The organism is Cyanobium sp. T1G-Tous (genome assembly GCF_024345455.1).
GTDB lineage: Bacteria > Cyanobacteriota > Cyanobacteriia > PCC-6307 > Cyanobiaceae > Cyanobium_A.
This window is the reverse complement of sequence record NZ_JAGQBD010000004.1, coordinates 72,368-85,368: the sequence shown is the minus strand read 5'-3', so window position 1 is coordinate 85,368 and position 13,001 is coordinate 72,368. Positions and strand designations below refer to the sequence as shown.

The window sequence follows — 13,001 nt, the reverse complement described above, 5'->3', positions numbered from 1 at the left end:
TGAGCAGATACCGATTCATTGCCCGTGCCCGCCCTGTTGAACGACCCAGTGCTTGGCCTGGGTCTGACGGCGTTTGCCCTCTTGCTGGTCGCTCTGCCGCTGGCCTTCTGGTCGCTTAGCGGCGGCCGATCAAGCACGGCGGTACGCCTGCTGGTTGCCGGCGCCAATCTCTGCCTCACGGCCCAATTGGTGTTGCGCTGGTGGGAATCGGGGCATTTCCCGATCAGCAACCTCTACGAATCCCTCTGCTTTCTCGCCTGGGGCTGCACCCTCACCCAGCTGCTGGTTGAGCGCAGCTGGCCTTCGCCGTTGGTGCCTGCAGCGGCAACCCCCATGGCCCTCGGTTGTGTTGCTTTTGCCAGCTTTGCCCTACCTGATCGGCTCCAGGAAGCCTCGCCGCTGGTGCCGGCCCTGCGCTCTAGCTGGCTAGTGATGCATGTCAGCGTGATCATGGTCAGCTACGCGGCCCTGCTGGTGGGGTCATTGCTTTCGTTGGCGGTGCTATTCACTGACCGCGGCAATTCATTGGAACTGCGCAGCAGCTCCGTCGGCAGTGGCGGCTATCGCCAGGCCCAACTGGCTACACCCCAGCTGCAACTAAGCAGCGTGGCCATGCCTGCGGTTGAACAGCTTGATTCCCTCAGCTACCGCACGATCACAGTGGGTTTCCTGCTGCTGTCGGTTGGTCTGGTAAGTGGAGCGGTGTGGGCCAACGAGGCCTGGGGCAGCTGGTGGAGCTGGGATCCGAAGGAAACTTGGGCCTTGATCTGCTGGCTCGTCTACGCCGCCTATTTGCACACTCGCTTGATCCGTGGCTGGCAGGGACGTAAGCCTGCTTTAGTAGCCGCAGCAGGTTTGGTAGTTATCGTGGTTTGCTATATCGGTGTAAATCTACTGGGCATTGGCTTGCACAGCTACGGCTGGTTCTTTGACAGCTAAACCCTAAGCGCGTTTATTCCACTATAGATAGGAGCTAAACCTATTTGAGTCCCCCCGCACACATGCGCGGGGGGGGGATTGGGAACTGGATTCTGAAATGGGTATGTACCAATTCAGAGGCTCATGCCCCGGGACGCTTGCTGTTGCGAATCCCGGTGATTGCTGCGGCGTAATCAGGCTGGTTGAAAACACCAGAACCGCTAACGATGGCATTCGCGCCCGCTTCAATTACTTTCCAGGCGTTTTCTGCCTTGATGCCGCCATCCACTTCAATCCAAGGATCCAGGCCACGCTCATCGCACATGCGGCGTAGGTCGCGAATCTTTTGCACCTGGTTGTCGATGAAACTCTGGCCGCCGAAGCCAGGGTTGACACTCATGATCAGCACTAGATCGCAGAGCTCCAGGCAGTAGTCGAGCGTGTCTAAAGGGGTGCTGGGGTTCAGCACGGCACCAGCAAGTTTGCCAAGATCCTTGATCTGGGCAAGGTTGCGATGCAGATGCGGACAAGCCTCAACCTGCACAGAAATGATGTCTGCGCCAGCTTTGGCAAAATCGGCCACGTATCGCTCGGGCTCAACGATCATTAGGTGAACGTCGAGGGTCTTGGTGGTTACAGGCCGCAACGCCTGCACAATTAAGGGGCCAATGGTGATGTTCGGCACAAACCGGCCATCCATGACGTCTACGTGGATCCAGTCGGCACCAGCTTGATCGACAGCACGAACGTCGTCGCCGAGACGGGAGAAGTCGGCGGACAGAATTGACGGGGAGATCACCAGGGATTTGGTGCTCATGCTGGATCAACCGATCGGGTGGATTTGGATTGTAGGAAGTGGTCTGCAGACAAGCCTTGAGTGGTCCCTAGGTCCCATGGCCGCAGGCACTGATACAGTTGCGGCCGCTTCATCTTCGAAAGGCTTGGCAGCAGCAGGATTCTGAACCGTGTCCCGCCCGGCCGACGCCATTACTGAAGCCCATTCCCCTGCCGGATCACCGTGGATCGCACCCTCATCCAGGAAATTCTCGAGGTCGTTGAGCAAGCTGCCATCGCCTCTGCCGAACTGACCGGCCTAGGCAAAAAAGATGAAGCAGACGCTGCAGCCGTTGAAGCCATGCGCACCCGCATGGGCCTCATCCAAATGCAGGGCCGCATCGTTATTGGCGAAGGCGAGCGCGATGAAGCTCCCATGCTCTACATCGGCGAGGAAGTAGGCAGTGGCACCGGCCCCGGCGTGGATTTCGCCGTTGATCCCTGCGAGGGAACCAACCTCTGCGCCAACAGCCAGCGAGGCTCCATGGCAGTCCTGGCCGCTTCTGATCGCGGGGGACTTTTCAACGCTCCCGACTTTTACATGAAGAAACTGGCTGCCCCCCCGGCTGCCAAGGGCAAGGTGGACATCCGTAAGTCGGCTACCGAGAACATCAAGATCCTCAGCGAGTGCCTTGGTCTTGCAGCCAGCGAACTCACCATCGTCGTGATGGACCGCGCTCGTCACAAGGACCTGATCGCCGAGATCCGTGCTACTGGCGCCAGGATTCAACCCATCTCGGACGGCGACGTTCAGGCCGCTATCGCCTGCGGTTTTGCAGGCACTGGCACCCATTGCCTGATGGGCATCGGCGCAGCCCCCGAGGGCGTGATTTCCGCCGCTGCCATGCGCGCCCTTGGCGGTCACTTCCAGGGCCAGCTCGTGTACGACCCCGCGGTGGCTCAGACATCTGAGTGGGCTGACTACACCAAGGAAGGCAACATCGCTCGTCTTAACGAGATGGGCATCACCGACGTAGATAAGATCTACGAGGCAGAGGAGCTTGCTTCAGGTGAAAACGTGGTATTCGCTGGCAGTGGCATCACCGATGGCCTGCTGTTCCACGGTGTCAAGTTTGAGAAGGATTGCACCCGCACCAGCTCCCTGGTGATCAGCAACCTGGACAACACCGCTCGCTTTACCAATACCATTCACATGAAGGATGGAGCCCAGAGCATCGCGCTGAGCTGAAGCCCGCCGTAGTCCGAGCACCCCAGCCAGCCTCCATGCACATTGCCGTCGTCGGCCTCAGTCATCGCACGGCTCCAGTGGAGATCCGGGAGCGCCTCAGCATCCCGGAACAAACCATGGAGGCTTCGCTGCAGCAGCTGCGGGCTGACGATCAGGTGCTAGAGGCATCCATACTCAGCACCTGCAATCGGCTGGAGATTTACACCCTGCTCCGTCATCCGGAGCGGGGTATCTCTGCTGTCGGAGCTTTTTTAAGCCAGCTCTCCGGCTTGGCGGTCGAGGAGCTCACACCGCACTTATTTACCTTTCACCACGAGGAGGCGATCAGCCACCTGCTGAGGGTTTCAGCCGGCCTCGATTCTCTAGTGCTTGGGGAGGGGCAAATCCTCTCTCAAGTAAAAAAAATGGTGAGGCTTGGCCAGGAGCACCACTCCGTTGGGCCAATCCTCAATCGGCTGCTTACCCAGGCAGTTAGTACCGGCAAACGGGTCCGTACAGAAACGAACCTTGGCACCGGCGCTGTCTCGATCAGTTCAGCGGCGGTGGAGCTGGCCCAGCTCAAGGTGGGCCAAGCTCGAGGCCTCGATGAGCTGGTGCCCCTTGATCAGGAGCAAGTGGCCGTGGTGGGAGCAGGGCGCATGGCCAGGCTGCTGCTACAGCACCTTCAGGCCAAGGGCTGTAAGGGACTCGTGCTGCTTAACCGCACGGTTAGCAAGGCGGAACTACTGGCCGCTGACTTCCCAGCACTGCCAGTTCAGTGCCGTCCCCTTGACGACTTGGACCATTGCCTCAGCACCTGCTCGCTGGTTTTCACCAGTACCGCTGCTGACACACCAATCATTACGGCGCAGCGCCTCAGCGGACTGAATCGCCGCTCCAGCTTGATGCTGGTAGACATCGGCGTACCCCGCAACATTTCGGCCGATACGGCTGGCCTGCCCGGCGTGCAGTCCTACGACGTTGATGATTTGCAGGAGGTGGTAAACCGCAACCAGGAGGCTCGGCGCGAAATGGCAGCTGAGGCCGAAGGGCTGCTGCAGGAGGAGTCTCGTGCCTTCCTGGAATGGTGGGACGGGCTTGAAGCGGTGCCGGTTGTAAACCGCCTCCGGCGCCAGCTGGAAGACATCCGTGAGCAGGAACTCCAGAAGGCCTTAAGCCGCATGGGTCCAGACCTCTCAGCCAGGGAGCGCAAGGTGGTTGAAGCCCTCAGCAAGGGCATCATCAACAAGATCCTGCACACGCCTGTTACCAACTTGCGGGCCCCCCAGCCGCGCCAGCAGCGACACAGCGCCATGAGAGTCCTCGAGGATCTCTTTGAGCTGCAGGAGCGTCCGCCAGAGCCCTGAACCAGCCCCAGCCTGCGGCACTGCAACAGTTCGTGCCGCAGGTGATCAAAAGGCTCGCCCAATAGCAGGACGCTCAAGTACGGTCAGCCCCGAGACCCGCTGGTAGCAGGATTTATGAAGCGTGTACTGGCGATAATTCTGGGAGGTGGTGCTGGTACCCGCCTTTACCCGTTGACCAAAATGCGGGCCAAGCCAGCAGTGCCACTGGCAGGGAAATATCGGCTGATTGACATTCCAATCAGCAATTGCATTAATTCGGAAATCAACAAAATCTATGTACTTACTCAGTTCAACAGTGCGTCGCTGAATCGTCACCTGACGATGAGCTACAACCTTTCGGCTGGATTTGGCCAAGGTTTTGTGGAGGTTCTGGCAGCCCAGCAGACCCCAGAAAGCCCAAGCTGGTTTGAGGGCACGGCGGATGCAGTCCGTAAATACCAGTGGCTTTTCCACGAATGGGACGTTGACCACTACTTGATTCTTTCCGGTGACCAGCTATACCGGATGGACTACAGTCGTTTTGTACAGCACCACATCGACACCGGCGCCCAGCTCACTGTGGGTGCCTTGCCCGTTGACCCCGCTCAAGCCGAGGGCTTTGGCCTGATGCGCACCAGCCGTGATGGGCGCATCCAGGAGTTTCGCGAGAAGCCCAAGGGTGCGGAGCTGGAGACGATGCGAGTCGACACCCAGGCCCTTGGCCTCTCGCCGGAGGAGGCGGCCAAACGCCCATACCTCGCCTCGATGGGCATATATGTATTCAGCCGTGACACCCTCTTTGACCTGCTGAGCAGCAACCCAACTTCAACAGACTTTGGCAAAGAGATCATCCCCGCCTCCCTCGCCCGCGGCGACCGGCTCCAAAGCTTCCTCTTTGACGATTACTGGGAGGATATCGGTACTATCGGCGCCTTCTATGAAGCCAACCTGGCGCTTACCGACCAACCCAACCCGGCCTTCTCCTTTTACGACGAGAAGTTCCCGATTTACACCAGGCCCCGCTACTTGCCCCCCAGCAAGTTGCAAGACGCCCAGGTAACCGCCTCGATAATCGGTGAGGGCTCCTTGCTCAAGGCCTGCAGCATTCACCACTGCGTATTGGGTGTGCGCTCCCGCGTTGAAGACGAGGTGGTGCTCCAGGACACCCTGGTGATGGGAGCCGACTACTTCGAGTCTTCCGAGGAGCGCCTAGCTCTGCGCGAGCGTGGGGGCATCCCCCTGGGCGTGGGCAGGGGCACCACTGTTAAACGGGCCATCCTCGACAAGAACGTGCGGATCGGCAACAACGTCACGATCGTCAACAAGGACCACGTGGAGGAAGCTGACCGACCCGAGCTCAATTTCTATATACGCAACGGCATTGTGGTGGTTGTCAAAAATGGGACCATCGCTGACGGCACGGTGATCTGAGCAGGGGAAGCTGCCAAGGTGTCGGGCCAAAAACCAGGAGTTGCTGACACCTTTGCCACCAAGTTGTGACGGATGCCTGGGCTGACCAGCACGCTTCGCCACACTGTCGCCAAAAGCTTCAAATTCAGTCATGGGTAAGGCGCATTTCGGCCTGATCGGCTTGGGAGTGATGGGGGAAAACCTCGTCCTCAATGCTGAGCGCAACGGCTACTCCTCCGTTGTCTTCAATCGCACCAAGGCAAAAACCGATGATTTTCTGGCAGGTCGTGGTGCAGGCAAGGACATTGTTGGCGCCGCGACCCTTGAGGAGTTTGTGGCGACCCTGGAGCGTCCACGCCGCATCCTGATGATGGTCAAGGCGGGCCAGCCCGTTGACGACACAATTGCGGCAATCTCCCCCTTCCTTGAGGAGGGTGACCTGCTGATTGATGGCGGCAATTCTCTCTACGCCGATACGGAACGGCGCGTTGCCGAGCTGGAGAGCAAGAGCTTCGGCTACATCGGCATGGGCGTCTCCGGTGGCGCCAAAGGCGCCCTGGAAGGGCCGAGCATGATGCCCGGTGGCACCAAGGCTGCCTACGACGCCATTGAACCGCTGGTGCGCAAGATGGCAGCCCAGGTAGACGATGGTCCCTGTGTCACCTACATCGGCCCCGGGGGCGCTGGTCACTTCGTCAAAACGGTGCACAACGGCATCGAATACGGCATTGAGCAGATCCTGGCTGAGGCCTACGACCTGATGAAGCGGGTTGGCGGACTGAACGGCGACCAGATGGCCGACGTCCTGGCCAGCTGGAATCAAACCGAGGAGTTGGCCTCATTCCTGGTGGAGATCACCGAGGTTTGCCTGCGCACCAAGGATCCCGAAACCGGTGCCGATCTGGTGGAGGCGATCGTGGATGCGGCTGGCCAGAAGGGCACTGGTCTTTGGACCGTGGTGAGTGCCCTGGAGATGGGTGTACCCGTGCCAACCATCTATGCCGCCCTCAATGCCCGAGTGCTGAGCTCGCTGCGCTCCGAGCGACTCGAGGCGGGCGCCCTGCTGCCAGAGCCTGCCGCCCACAGCTTCAATCTTGGCAGCGCGGCAGATGACATGGCTCCCCTGCGCGATGCCTGCATTGCCGCCTGCATAGTCAGCTATGGCCAGGGCATGGCCCTGCTGCAGGAAGCCTCAAAGCTGCACGATTACAACCTCAATTTTTCGGCCATCGGTCAGATCTGGAAAGGGGGCTGCATCATCCGTGCCCGCTTGCTGCAGCGAATTCAGGATGCCTATGGCGCCAACCCCAGCCTGGCCAACCTCATGCTCGACCCCTGGTTTGCCGAGCAGATCAACAGGCGTCTGCCCGGGCTGCGGCAGGTGGTTGCCGGCGCTGCCCTGGCGGGGATTCCCGTGCCCTGCTTAAGCAGCACCCTTGATTACATCGACAGCTACCGCAGCGCCCGCCTACCCCAAAACCTGGTCCAGGCCATGCGCGACTGCTTTGGCTCCCACACCTACGAGCGGGTCGACAAGCCTGGCAACTTCCACACCGAGTGGCTGGACTGAACCAATGACCCCAATCACTCCAGGCTCCAACACTCGCTATCGCCTGGTGGTGGCTGAGTCGGCAGCTGAGCTCGCCCGTCAGACGGCCCAAGCCCTGGCCTCAGAGCTTGATCAGGTATTGGCCCAGCGCGACCGCGCCCAGATAGCACTGGCCGGCGGAGAGACACCGAAGGCGACCTATCGCCTACTTGGTCAGCAACACCTGCCCTGGGATCGGGTCGATGTGTTGCTCGGTGATGAGCGTTGGGTGCCGAGCGACGACCCCTCCAGCAATGCCCGCATGTTTAGGGAAACATTGATGGCGGAGCTCCCCGCTAGTAAGGCCTGCTTGCATGCGGTTCCCACCCAGCTCGCCACCCCGGAGCAAGGAGCGGCAGCGTACGCAGACCTGCTGCAACAGCTGTGCGGCAACTTCCCACCAGTGTTGGACGTGGTGCTGTTGGGCCTCGGCGACGATGGTCACACCGCCTCGTTGTTTCCAGGCACCGCTGCACCGGGGGTGCGGGACCGCTCCGTAACCCTGGGGCAGGGCAAGGGTCTACCCCGGGTCAGCCTTACAGCCCCAACCCTTTCAGCAGCGCGGCGGGTGGTCTTCCTAGTGAGTGGCACCGGCAAGGTGGAGGCCCTGCAACGGTTACTGGACCCCGAGGAATCATCTCTGCGGACCCCAGCCAAGTTGGTTCAGCCCGCCAGTGAGGTGCTGATATTTGCTGACCAAGCAGCAGCGGCTGGAGTCAGCCAATGATTTCCATCGCCAGCGGCGACGGCTTTATTGGCTGGCATGCCTTAAACGACACCGTGATGGGTGGTCGCAGCCAGGGAAACTGCCGGATCGCCTCAACAGGGCTGGAGTTTGAAGGCACGCTCGTTGAGGAGGGAGGGGGCTTCATCAGTTGCCGCTCGCCTCTGTTTTCTCCCCCTCTCGATCTCTCGAGTTGTGAGGGGCTTGAACTTGAGCTGGTTGGTGCTGGCAGACGCTTCAAGTTGGCGGTTGCCTGCGCTGACGGTCTGGCCGGACTCACCAACTTGATCCCTGGGGGCCTGCGCTGGGTGATCGAATTCGCTACGGAGCCTGAGGGGCCCAGCCTTGTGAGGATTCCCTTCGCGGATCTAAAAGCCTCGGTGCGCGCTAAGCCGGTGGGGCTGCCCATGAAATTTGACCCAAGCCGGATCACCAGGCTGCAACTTTTGCATTCACGCTTCGCCGATGATGGCGGCTTAAATGCTGGCTTCCGCGCCGGTCCGATCTACTTACAACTTCGCGCTGTACGTGCCTACCCCTGAGCTAGTTAATAGCAACCTGCAACAGCTGGTGGCAGCCGCTGCCGATCTCTGTCGCAAGCCATTGCTTCACGCCGTGCTGCCCCTGGATGACACTCAGCGCTGCGACGATTGCAACTTGAGACTGGAGGTAAGACAGGCCGATGGACAGCGCTATCCCGCCGCCGATCTCGAAATTGAGATCTATCGCAGCGGTGATGACCTCAACCTCACCCTGGCCTGGTGCCACGACCATCAACGCCCCCTGCTTTGGCAGGGGAGCCATCCGGTGTGGATGGAGCCGGAGTCAGGGCTCCGCTGCGAGCGACCAGTTGATGGTGCCCCCCTGGAGGCTTTGGCACGAAGACTCAGGGCCCTGTTAGTGCCGCTGGACTGAGGCCTGGCTTTGGCTATTAGATCTCATCGGTCACCGCACCCCGGCTGCTGCTACCAACCAGGCGGGCATATTTGCCAAGCACCCCAGTGCGGTAACGGGGCTCAGGCTTGACCCAGGCCGAGCGCCGCCGAGCGATTTCCACATCAGGGACATTGAGCTGAATTAGCAATTCGATGGCATCGACCGTGATGCTGTCCCCTTCCTCAACCAGGCCGATGGTGCCCCCCACGGCAGCCTCGGGTGCAACGTGACCCACCACCAGACCGAAGGAACCGCCTGAAAAGCGGCCATCGGTGATCAGGGCCACCGAATCGAGCAGGCCCTGGCCCACGATCGCAGCAGTAGGACTGAGCATCTCCCGCATGCCAGGGCCTCCCACCGGGCCCTCGTTGCGCACTACCACCACATCACCGGGGTTGATCTGCTTATCAAGGATTGCGTCCAAGCAGGATTCCTCGCTTTCAAAAACCCTTGCTGGACCGGTGATTACAGGATTTTTAACCCCACTGATCTTGGCCACCGCACCTTCTTCTGCCAAGTTTCCCTTGAGAATCGCTAGGTGCCCTTTGGGATAGAGGGGGTTGCTAAGTGGACGGATCACGTCCTGACCAGAGGGGGGCTCGGAAGGAACAGACGCCAACAACTCAGCCAGAGTTTTGCCCTCGATGGTGCGGCAATCGGCATGCAGTAAGCCCGCATCAAGCAGCAGCTTCATCACCTGGGGTATGCCACCAGCCTGATGAAGGTCAACGGTCACATAGCGGCCACTGGGCTTCAGATCGCAGATCACTGGCACCCGCTGGCGGATCGTCTCAAAGTCGTCGATGGTTAGGGGTACTCCAGCGGTGCGGGCCACCGCCAGTAGGTGCAACACGGAATTGGTAGAGCCGCCCACCGCCATGATCACGCTGATGGCATTTTCGAAGGCCTCTCGGGTGAGTAGGTCACTAGGCAAGATGTTTGCCTTAAGTGCATCAACCAAAACCTCTGCGCTGCGAGCAGCACTCTCTGCTTTCTCAGGGTCCTCTGCAGCCATGGTGGAGCTGTAAGGCAGGCTTAACCCCAATACTTCAAAGGCTGCACTCATAGTATTGGCAGTAAACATGCCGCCGCAACTGCCGGCACCTGGACAGGCATTCTTTTCAATAGCAGTGAGCTCTTGCTCATCAATACGACCACCGCTGTATTGACCGACAGCCTCAAAAGCACTTACTACCGTGAGATCACAGGCTCCAAGCTTGCCAGGTTTAATCGTGCCACCGTAGACAAAAATGGAGGGAATATTCATGCGCGCCATGGCCAACATGGCTCCTGGCATATTTTTGTCACAACCACCAATTGCCAGCAAGCCATCCATGCTTTGGGCGTTGCAGGCAGTTTCAATCGAATCGGCAATTACCTCGCGGCTCACCAGGGAATACTTCATTCCCTCCGTGCCCATTGATATGCCATCGCTCACCGTGATGGTGCCAAACATCTGGGGCATTGCACCGGCTGTATGAAGAGCCGTCTCGGCGCGCTGAGCTAGCTCGTTTAAGCCCAGGTTGCAAGGTGTAATTGTGCTGTAGCCATTGGCAACGCCAATAATCGGCTTGTTGAAATCGCCATCACCAAAGCCAACAGCCCGCAACATGGCGCGGTTGGGGGAGCGCTGAATGCCTTGCGTGATCGCAGCGGAGCGGAGCATGGTGGTGGGTTGGGCTTGAAGAAACCTACCCACCGGGGCGATAGGCCCAGAAGACTTAACCCTGGATGGTCATGGTCTCCAGTTGACGGCGCACGTCGTCGATCGCCTGGTTGAGCTCATGGACCCGATCGTGAAGGTCCCGGTCCGTCCTGGTAAGAGCCGGCGAGGCGGCGATTCCAGCGGCGCGGGCAGGCCGGGCTTGGTGCCGGCGTCGCTCTGCCTCAGCCAGCAACCACCAGGCAAGGCCGGCAGCACCAATAACAGCACCTGCCAAGACACTGAGGCTGGAACTGCCTCTAGCAGGGGTGCCGCCGTTGTGATTACCCATAAATCAAGCCCTTTCTTCAGCGAGCCTAGGTATCGGTGGGCAGTTCATCCAGCACCGTGCCACCGAACAACCGCTGCTTCACATCGCCGATACCCGGCACGATCGCACCGGCTTCGTTCAAATCTGGATCAATGCCAGCGGCGTAAATGGTGAGGCTCCCGTGCCGCTCCCCCACAGCCTTGAGTCCTGGCCCGGAGGCCAGGGATGTAATCACTCGTAAGCGATCGCCCGTCACTCCTAGGGCTGAAAGGTCATCAAGCAGATGGAGCAGGGATTCGCCATCTCCTAGTTCCGCTAAGAACAGCAAAACTCCACAGCGGGGGGGGATGGGCCCGGCTGGAGGGGTTATCACACCGAGGCTTTCTTGGAGGTGGAGCACCTGGGCAGAAGGAAGCACTGTTTGGCCGCCCTGCCAAAGGCCAAGCCCAGCGGTTAGCAGGGGCATTGCCAGCAGGGGAACCGCCGGATCCACCACGTCCGCCTCTGCCGGAGCAAGTGGTGATTCCAGCTGGATGCGCCTGTGGGGCAGCCAATCGCGCACAGCCTCATAAGTGAGCCAGCGACCTAGCTCGGCAGTAGCGGAGGCGTAAAGAGAGCTAGGCGTGTGTCGATCGCGCAGTACGCCAAGCCAGTGGCCAATCAGGGGGTGGGGGGGAACCACCACCCGCAAAGCCATCACCATGGTTGCCATAACTTGATGATTCACCGTAAGTGCGCGCCCATGAGCTCGAGATCTGAAAGCCGAGCGAGTTGGTCTGGTAGCTGGCTGCTGGCCGCACTGGCCCTAGTGCTGACCTGGTGCCTGGGAGTCTCTCCGGCCACAGCGATCACCGCCCCAGAGCTGCGCAGCCAGCGTTCGCTACAAGACCTCCAACCCGACATGCACGGGCGCAACCTTCAACAGCAGGAGTTTTTGAAGGCGACCCTGACGGGCTTCGATCTGAGCGGAACCGATCTGCGCGGAGCTGTTTTCAACAGCAGCGACCTACGCGGAGCCAACCTGAAAGACGCCAACCTGGAAGACGCGGTGGCCTTCGCAAGTCACTTTGAGGACACTGACCTAAGTGGTGCTGTGCTGCGAAACGCCATGTTGATGCAGAGCCACTTCAAAGGAGCAACCATTGAAGGAGCTGATTTCAGTGACGCGGTGCTCGACCTGCCTGAGCAGAAAGCACTCTGTAAACGCGCTGCCGGTGTCAATCCGAGCACCGGAGTCGCTACCAAGGAAAGCCTGGCATGCCGATAGGGCCCCTTGCCGATAGCATCTAATTTCCGGTTCCAGTGGGGATCAGCCACTGGAGGTAAGGGGGAAAGGTCGGTGGAAATCCGACACTGTCCCGCAGCTGTAAAGGCCTTGGCCCGCGAATCTGCTCCAACTTTGGGGCCTGCTTGCGAACCATTGCCAAGTCAGAACGCCCGCCGGTTTTGTTCTTCCTACGGCGCGGACCGGTCCATGAATTTGACAAAAACACCACCCCACGGCCAAGCACTGGGCCGTTGGCTACTAGGTGCTGGCCTGGCAGCAGTCGGTATTGGCGCCATGAGCCCAGTCCAGGCGCATCATTTTGCTGATGTCAGCCAGCTGCAACCCAGCACGATCAATGGCGTGCTGAGTGGCCTCGCCCACCCAGTGCTGGGCCCGGATCATCTGCTTTTCCTACTGGCACTTTCCTTGGTGGGGTTGCAGCAACGGCTTGGCTGGAGCCTGGGACTACTTGCTGTTGGCTTGCTCGGCAGTGCTGCTGGACTGCTGTGGCCAGGGATGCCAGGCGCTGAATCCCTAGTGGCCTGCACCCTCATTGTTGAGGCACTGGTGTTGCTGCGGCGGTTGCCGCCCCTGCTGCTGCTTCCCGCCATGGCCTTGCACGGATATGTACTAAGCGGCCCCGTATTTGGCTGGAGCGCCATGCCCGTATTGGCCTACGGCACGGGCCTGTTTCTTTCCCAAGCAGCCCTGCTTGCGCTGGCACTGATTGCGTTGCGACCTTTGGGGGCACGCCTTTCTTCCACCCAGCTGCGCTGGCTTGGTTTCGCCCTAATGGCCCTTGGGGGCACCTGGGCCCTGGCGGGTTTGACTGCCTGA

The 13,001-nt window shown here is 59.9% G+C and carries 14 protein-coding genes and 1 riboswitch; of the genes, 10 read left to right on the top strand and 4 right to left on the bottom strand.

The annotated features are described in order from the left end of the window. Positions 1-24: 24 nt before the first annotated feature. Positions 25-939: a c-type cytochrome biogenesis protein CcsB gene (gene ccsB, locus KBY75_RS04230; RefSeq protein ID WP_255023072.1), complete on the top strand. Its 915-nt coding sequence runs from the start codon at positions 25-27 to the stop codon at positions 937-939. Positions 940-1,060: 121 nt separating this feature from the next. On the opposite strand, the gene rpe is transcribed toward ccsB, so the two are convergent. Next, positions 1,061-1,735 (bottom strand): ribulose-phosphate 3-epimerase, encoded by a 675-nt coding sequence (gene rpe / locus KBY75_RS04225; RefSeq protein ID WP_254936797.1) that lies wholly within the window; start codon positions 1,733-1,735, stop codon positions 1,061-1,063. A gap of 201 nt (positions 1,736-1,936) precedes the next feature. On the opposite strand from rpe, the gene glpX reads away from it, so the two are divergent. The 7 genes from glpX (at position 1,937) to KBY75_RS04190 (ending at position 8,903) form a co-directional block, all read left to right on the top strand. Then, positions 1,937-2,941 (top strand): class II fructose-bisphosphatase, encoded by a 1,005-nt coding sequence (gene glpX, locus KBY75_RS04220; protein WP_106501811.1) that lies wholly within the window; start codon positions 1,937-1,939, stop codon positions 2,939-2,941. Between the two features lie 35 nt (positions 2,942-2,976). Further along, positions 2,977-4,287, top strand: a complete 1,311-nt coding sequence (locus KBY75_RS04215) for a glutamyl-tRNA reductase (protein ID WP_254936796.1) — start codon at positions 2,977-2,979, stop codon at positions 4,285-4,287. A gap of 114 nt (positions 4,288-4,401) precedes the next feature. Further along, a complete protein-coding gene (locus KBY75_RS04210) occupies positions 4,402-5,697 on the top strand; it encodes a glucose-1-phosphate adenylyltransferase (RefSeq protein ID WP_254936795.1) in 1,296 nt (431 codons plus the stop codon). A 130-nt stretch (positions 5,698-5,827) separates the two neighbouring features. Beyond that, positions 5,828-7,246 carry an NADP-dependent phosphogluconate dehydrogenase gene (gene gndA / locus KBY75_RS04205; RefSeq protein ID WP_254936794.1) on the top strand — a complete coding sequence of 473 codons (1,419 nt, stop codon included), beginning with the start codon at positions 5,828-5,830 and terminating at the stop codon, positions 7,244-7,246. A 4-nt stretch (positions 7,247-7,250) separates the two neighbouring features. Further along, positions 7,251-7,991 (top strand): 6-phosphogluconolactonase, encoded by a 741-nt coding sequence (gene pgl / locus KBY75_RS04200; protein ID WP_255023071.1) that lies wholly within the window; start codon positions 7,251-7,253, stop codon positions 7,989-7,991. After that, positions 7,988-8,530, top strand: a complete 543-nt coding sequence (locus KBY75_RS04195; protein ID WP_255023070.1) for a CIA30 family protein — start codon at positions 7,988-7,990, stop codon at positions 8,528-8,530. Before pgl ends, KBY75_RS04195 begins: the two co-directional genes overlap by 4 nt. Further along, positions 8,517-8,903, top strand: a complete 387-nt coding sequence (locus KBY75_RS04190) for a hypothetical protein (RefSeq protein ID WP_255023069.1) — start codon at positions 8,517-8,519, stop codon at positions 8,901-8,903. Before KBY75_RS04195 ends, KBY75_RS04190 begins: the two co-directional genes overlap by 14 nt. Positions 8,904-8,919: 16 nt before the next feature. Here the strand turns inward: KBY75_RS04190 and ilvD are convergent, their stop codons facing one another. Genes ilvD through KBY75_RS04175 form a run of 3 tightly spaced genes read right to left on the bottom strand, consistent with a single transcriptional unit; the run spans position 8,920 to position 11,609 of the window. Next, the gene (ilvD, locus tag KBY75_RS04185) at positions 8,920-10,590 is read right to left on the bottom strand and encodes a dihydroxy-acid dehydratase (protein ID WP_255023068.1); all 1,671 of its coding nucleotides are present in this window, start codon (positions 10,588-10,590) and stop codon (positions 8,920-8,922) included. Positions 10,591-10,645: 55 nt separating this feature from the next. Further along, entirely contained in the window at positions 10,646-10,918 is a 273-nt protein-coding gene (locus tag KBY75_RS04180) for a hypothetical protein (protein WP_254936789.1), read from the bottom strand. A gap of 25 nt (positions 10,919-10,943) precedes the next feature. After that, positions 10,944-11,609, bottom strand: a complete 666-nt coding sequence (locus KBY75_RS04175) for a uracil phosphoribosyltransferase (RefSeq protein WP_315858418.1) — start codon at positions 11,607-11,609, stop codon at positions 10,944-10,946. Between the two features lie 30 nt (positions 11,610-11,639). On the opposite strand from KBY75_RS04175, the gene KBY75_RS04170 reads away from it, so the two are divergent. Both KBY75_RS04170 and KBY75_RS04165 read left to right on the top strand, forming a co-directional pair. Beyond that, a complete protein-coding gene (locus tag KBY75_RS04170; RefSeq protein ID WP_254936788.1) occupies positions 11,640-12,164 on the top strand; it encodes a pentapeptide repeat-containing protein in 525 nt (174 codons plus the stop codon). A 10-nt stretch (positions 12,165-12,174) separates the two neighbouring features. Further along, a riboswitch (cobalamin riboswitch) is annotated at positions 12,175-12,357 on the top strand. A 101-nt stretch (positions 12,358-12,458) separates the two neighbouring features. Beyond that, positions 12,459-13,001, top strand: coding sequence for a HupE/UreJ family protein (locus KBY75_RS04165; RefSeq protein WP_254936787.1), 543 nt, complete (start codon positions 12,459-12,461; stop codon positions 12,999-13,001).

Bases quoted from the DNA above. Each gene is read 5' to 3' on its own strand.
- rpe (WP_254936797.1), bottom strand. From the start codon at position 1,735: ATGAGCACCAAATCCCTGGTGATCTCCCCGTCAATTCTGTCCGCCGAC.
- KBY75_RS04215 (WP_254936796.1), top strand. From the start codon at position 2,977: ATGCACATTGCCGTCGTCGGCCTCAGTCATCGCACGGCTCCAGTGGAG.
- KBY75_RS04210 (WP_254936795.1), top strand. From the start codon at position 4,402: ATGAAGCGTGTACTGGCGATAATTCTGGGAGGTGGTGCTGGTACCCGC.
- gndA (WP_254936794.1), top strand. From the start codon at position 5,828: ATGGGTAAGGCGCATTTCGGCCTGATCGGCTTGGGAGTGATGGGGGAA.
- pgl (WP_255023071.1), top strand. From the start codon at position 7,251: ATGACCCCAATCACTCCAGGCTCCAACACTCGCTATCGCCTGGTGGTG.
- KBY75_RS04195 (WP_255023070.1), top strand. From the start codon at position 7,988: ATGATTTCCATCGCCAGCGGCGACGGCTTTATTGGCTGGCATGCCTTA.
- ilvD (WP_255023068.1), bottom strand. From the start codon at position 10,590: ATGCTCCGCTCCGCTGCGATCACGCAAGGCATTCAGCGCTCCCCCAAC.
- KBY75_RS04180 (WP_254936789.1), bottom strand. From the start codon at position 10,918: ATGGGTAATCACAACGGCGGCACCCCTGCTAGAGGCAGTTCCAGCCTC.
- KBY75_RS04175 (WP_315858418.1), bottom strand. From the start codon at position 11,609: ATGGCAACCATGGTGATGGCTTTGCGGGTGGTGGTTCCCCCCCACCCC.
- KBY75_RS04170 (WP_254936788.1), top strand. From the start codon at position 11,640: ATGAGCTCGAGATCTGAAAGCCGAGCGAGTTGGTCTGGTAGCTGGCTG.
- KBY75_RS04165 (WP_254936787.1), top strand. From the start codon at position 12,459: ATGAGCCCAGTCCAGGCGCATCATTTTGCTGATGTCAGCCAGCTGCAA.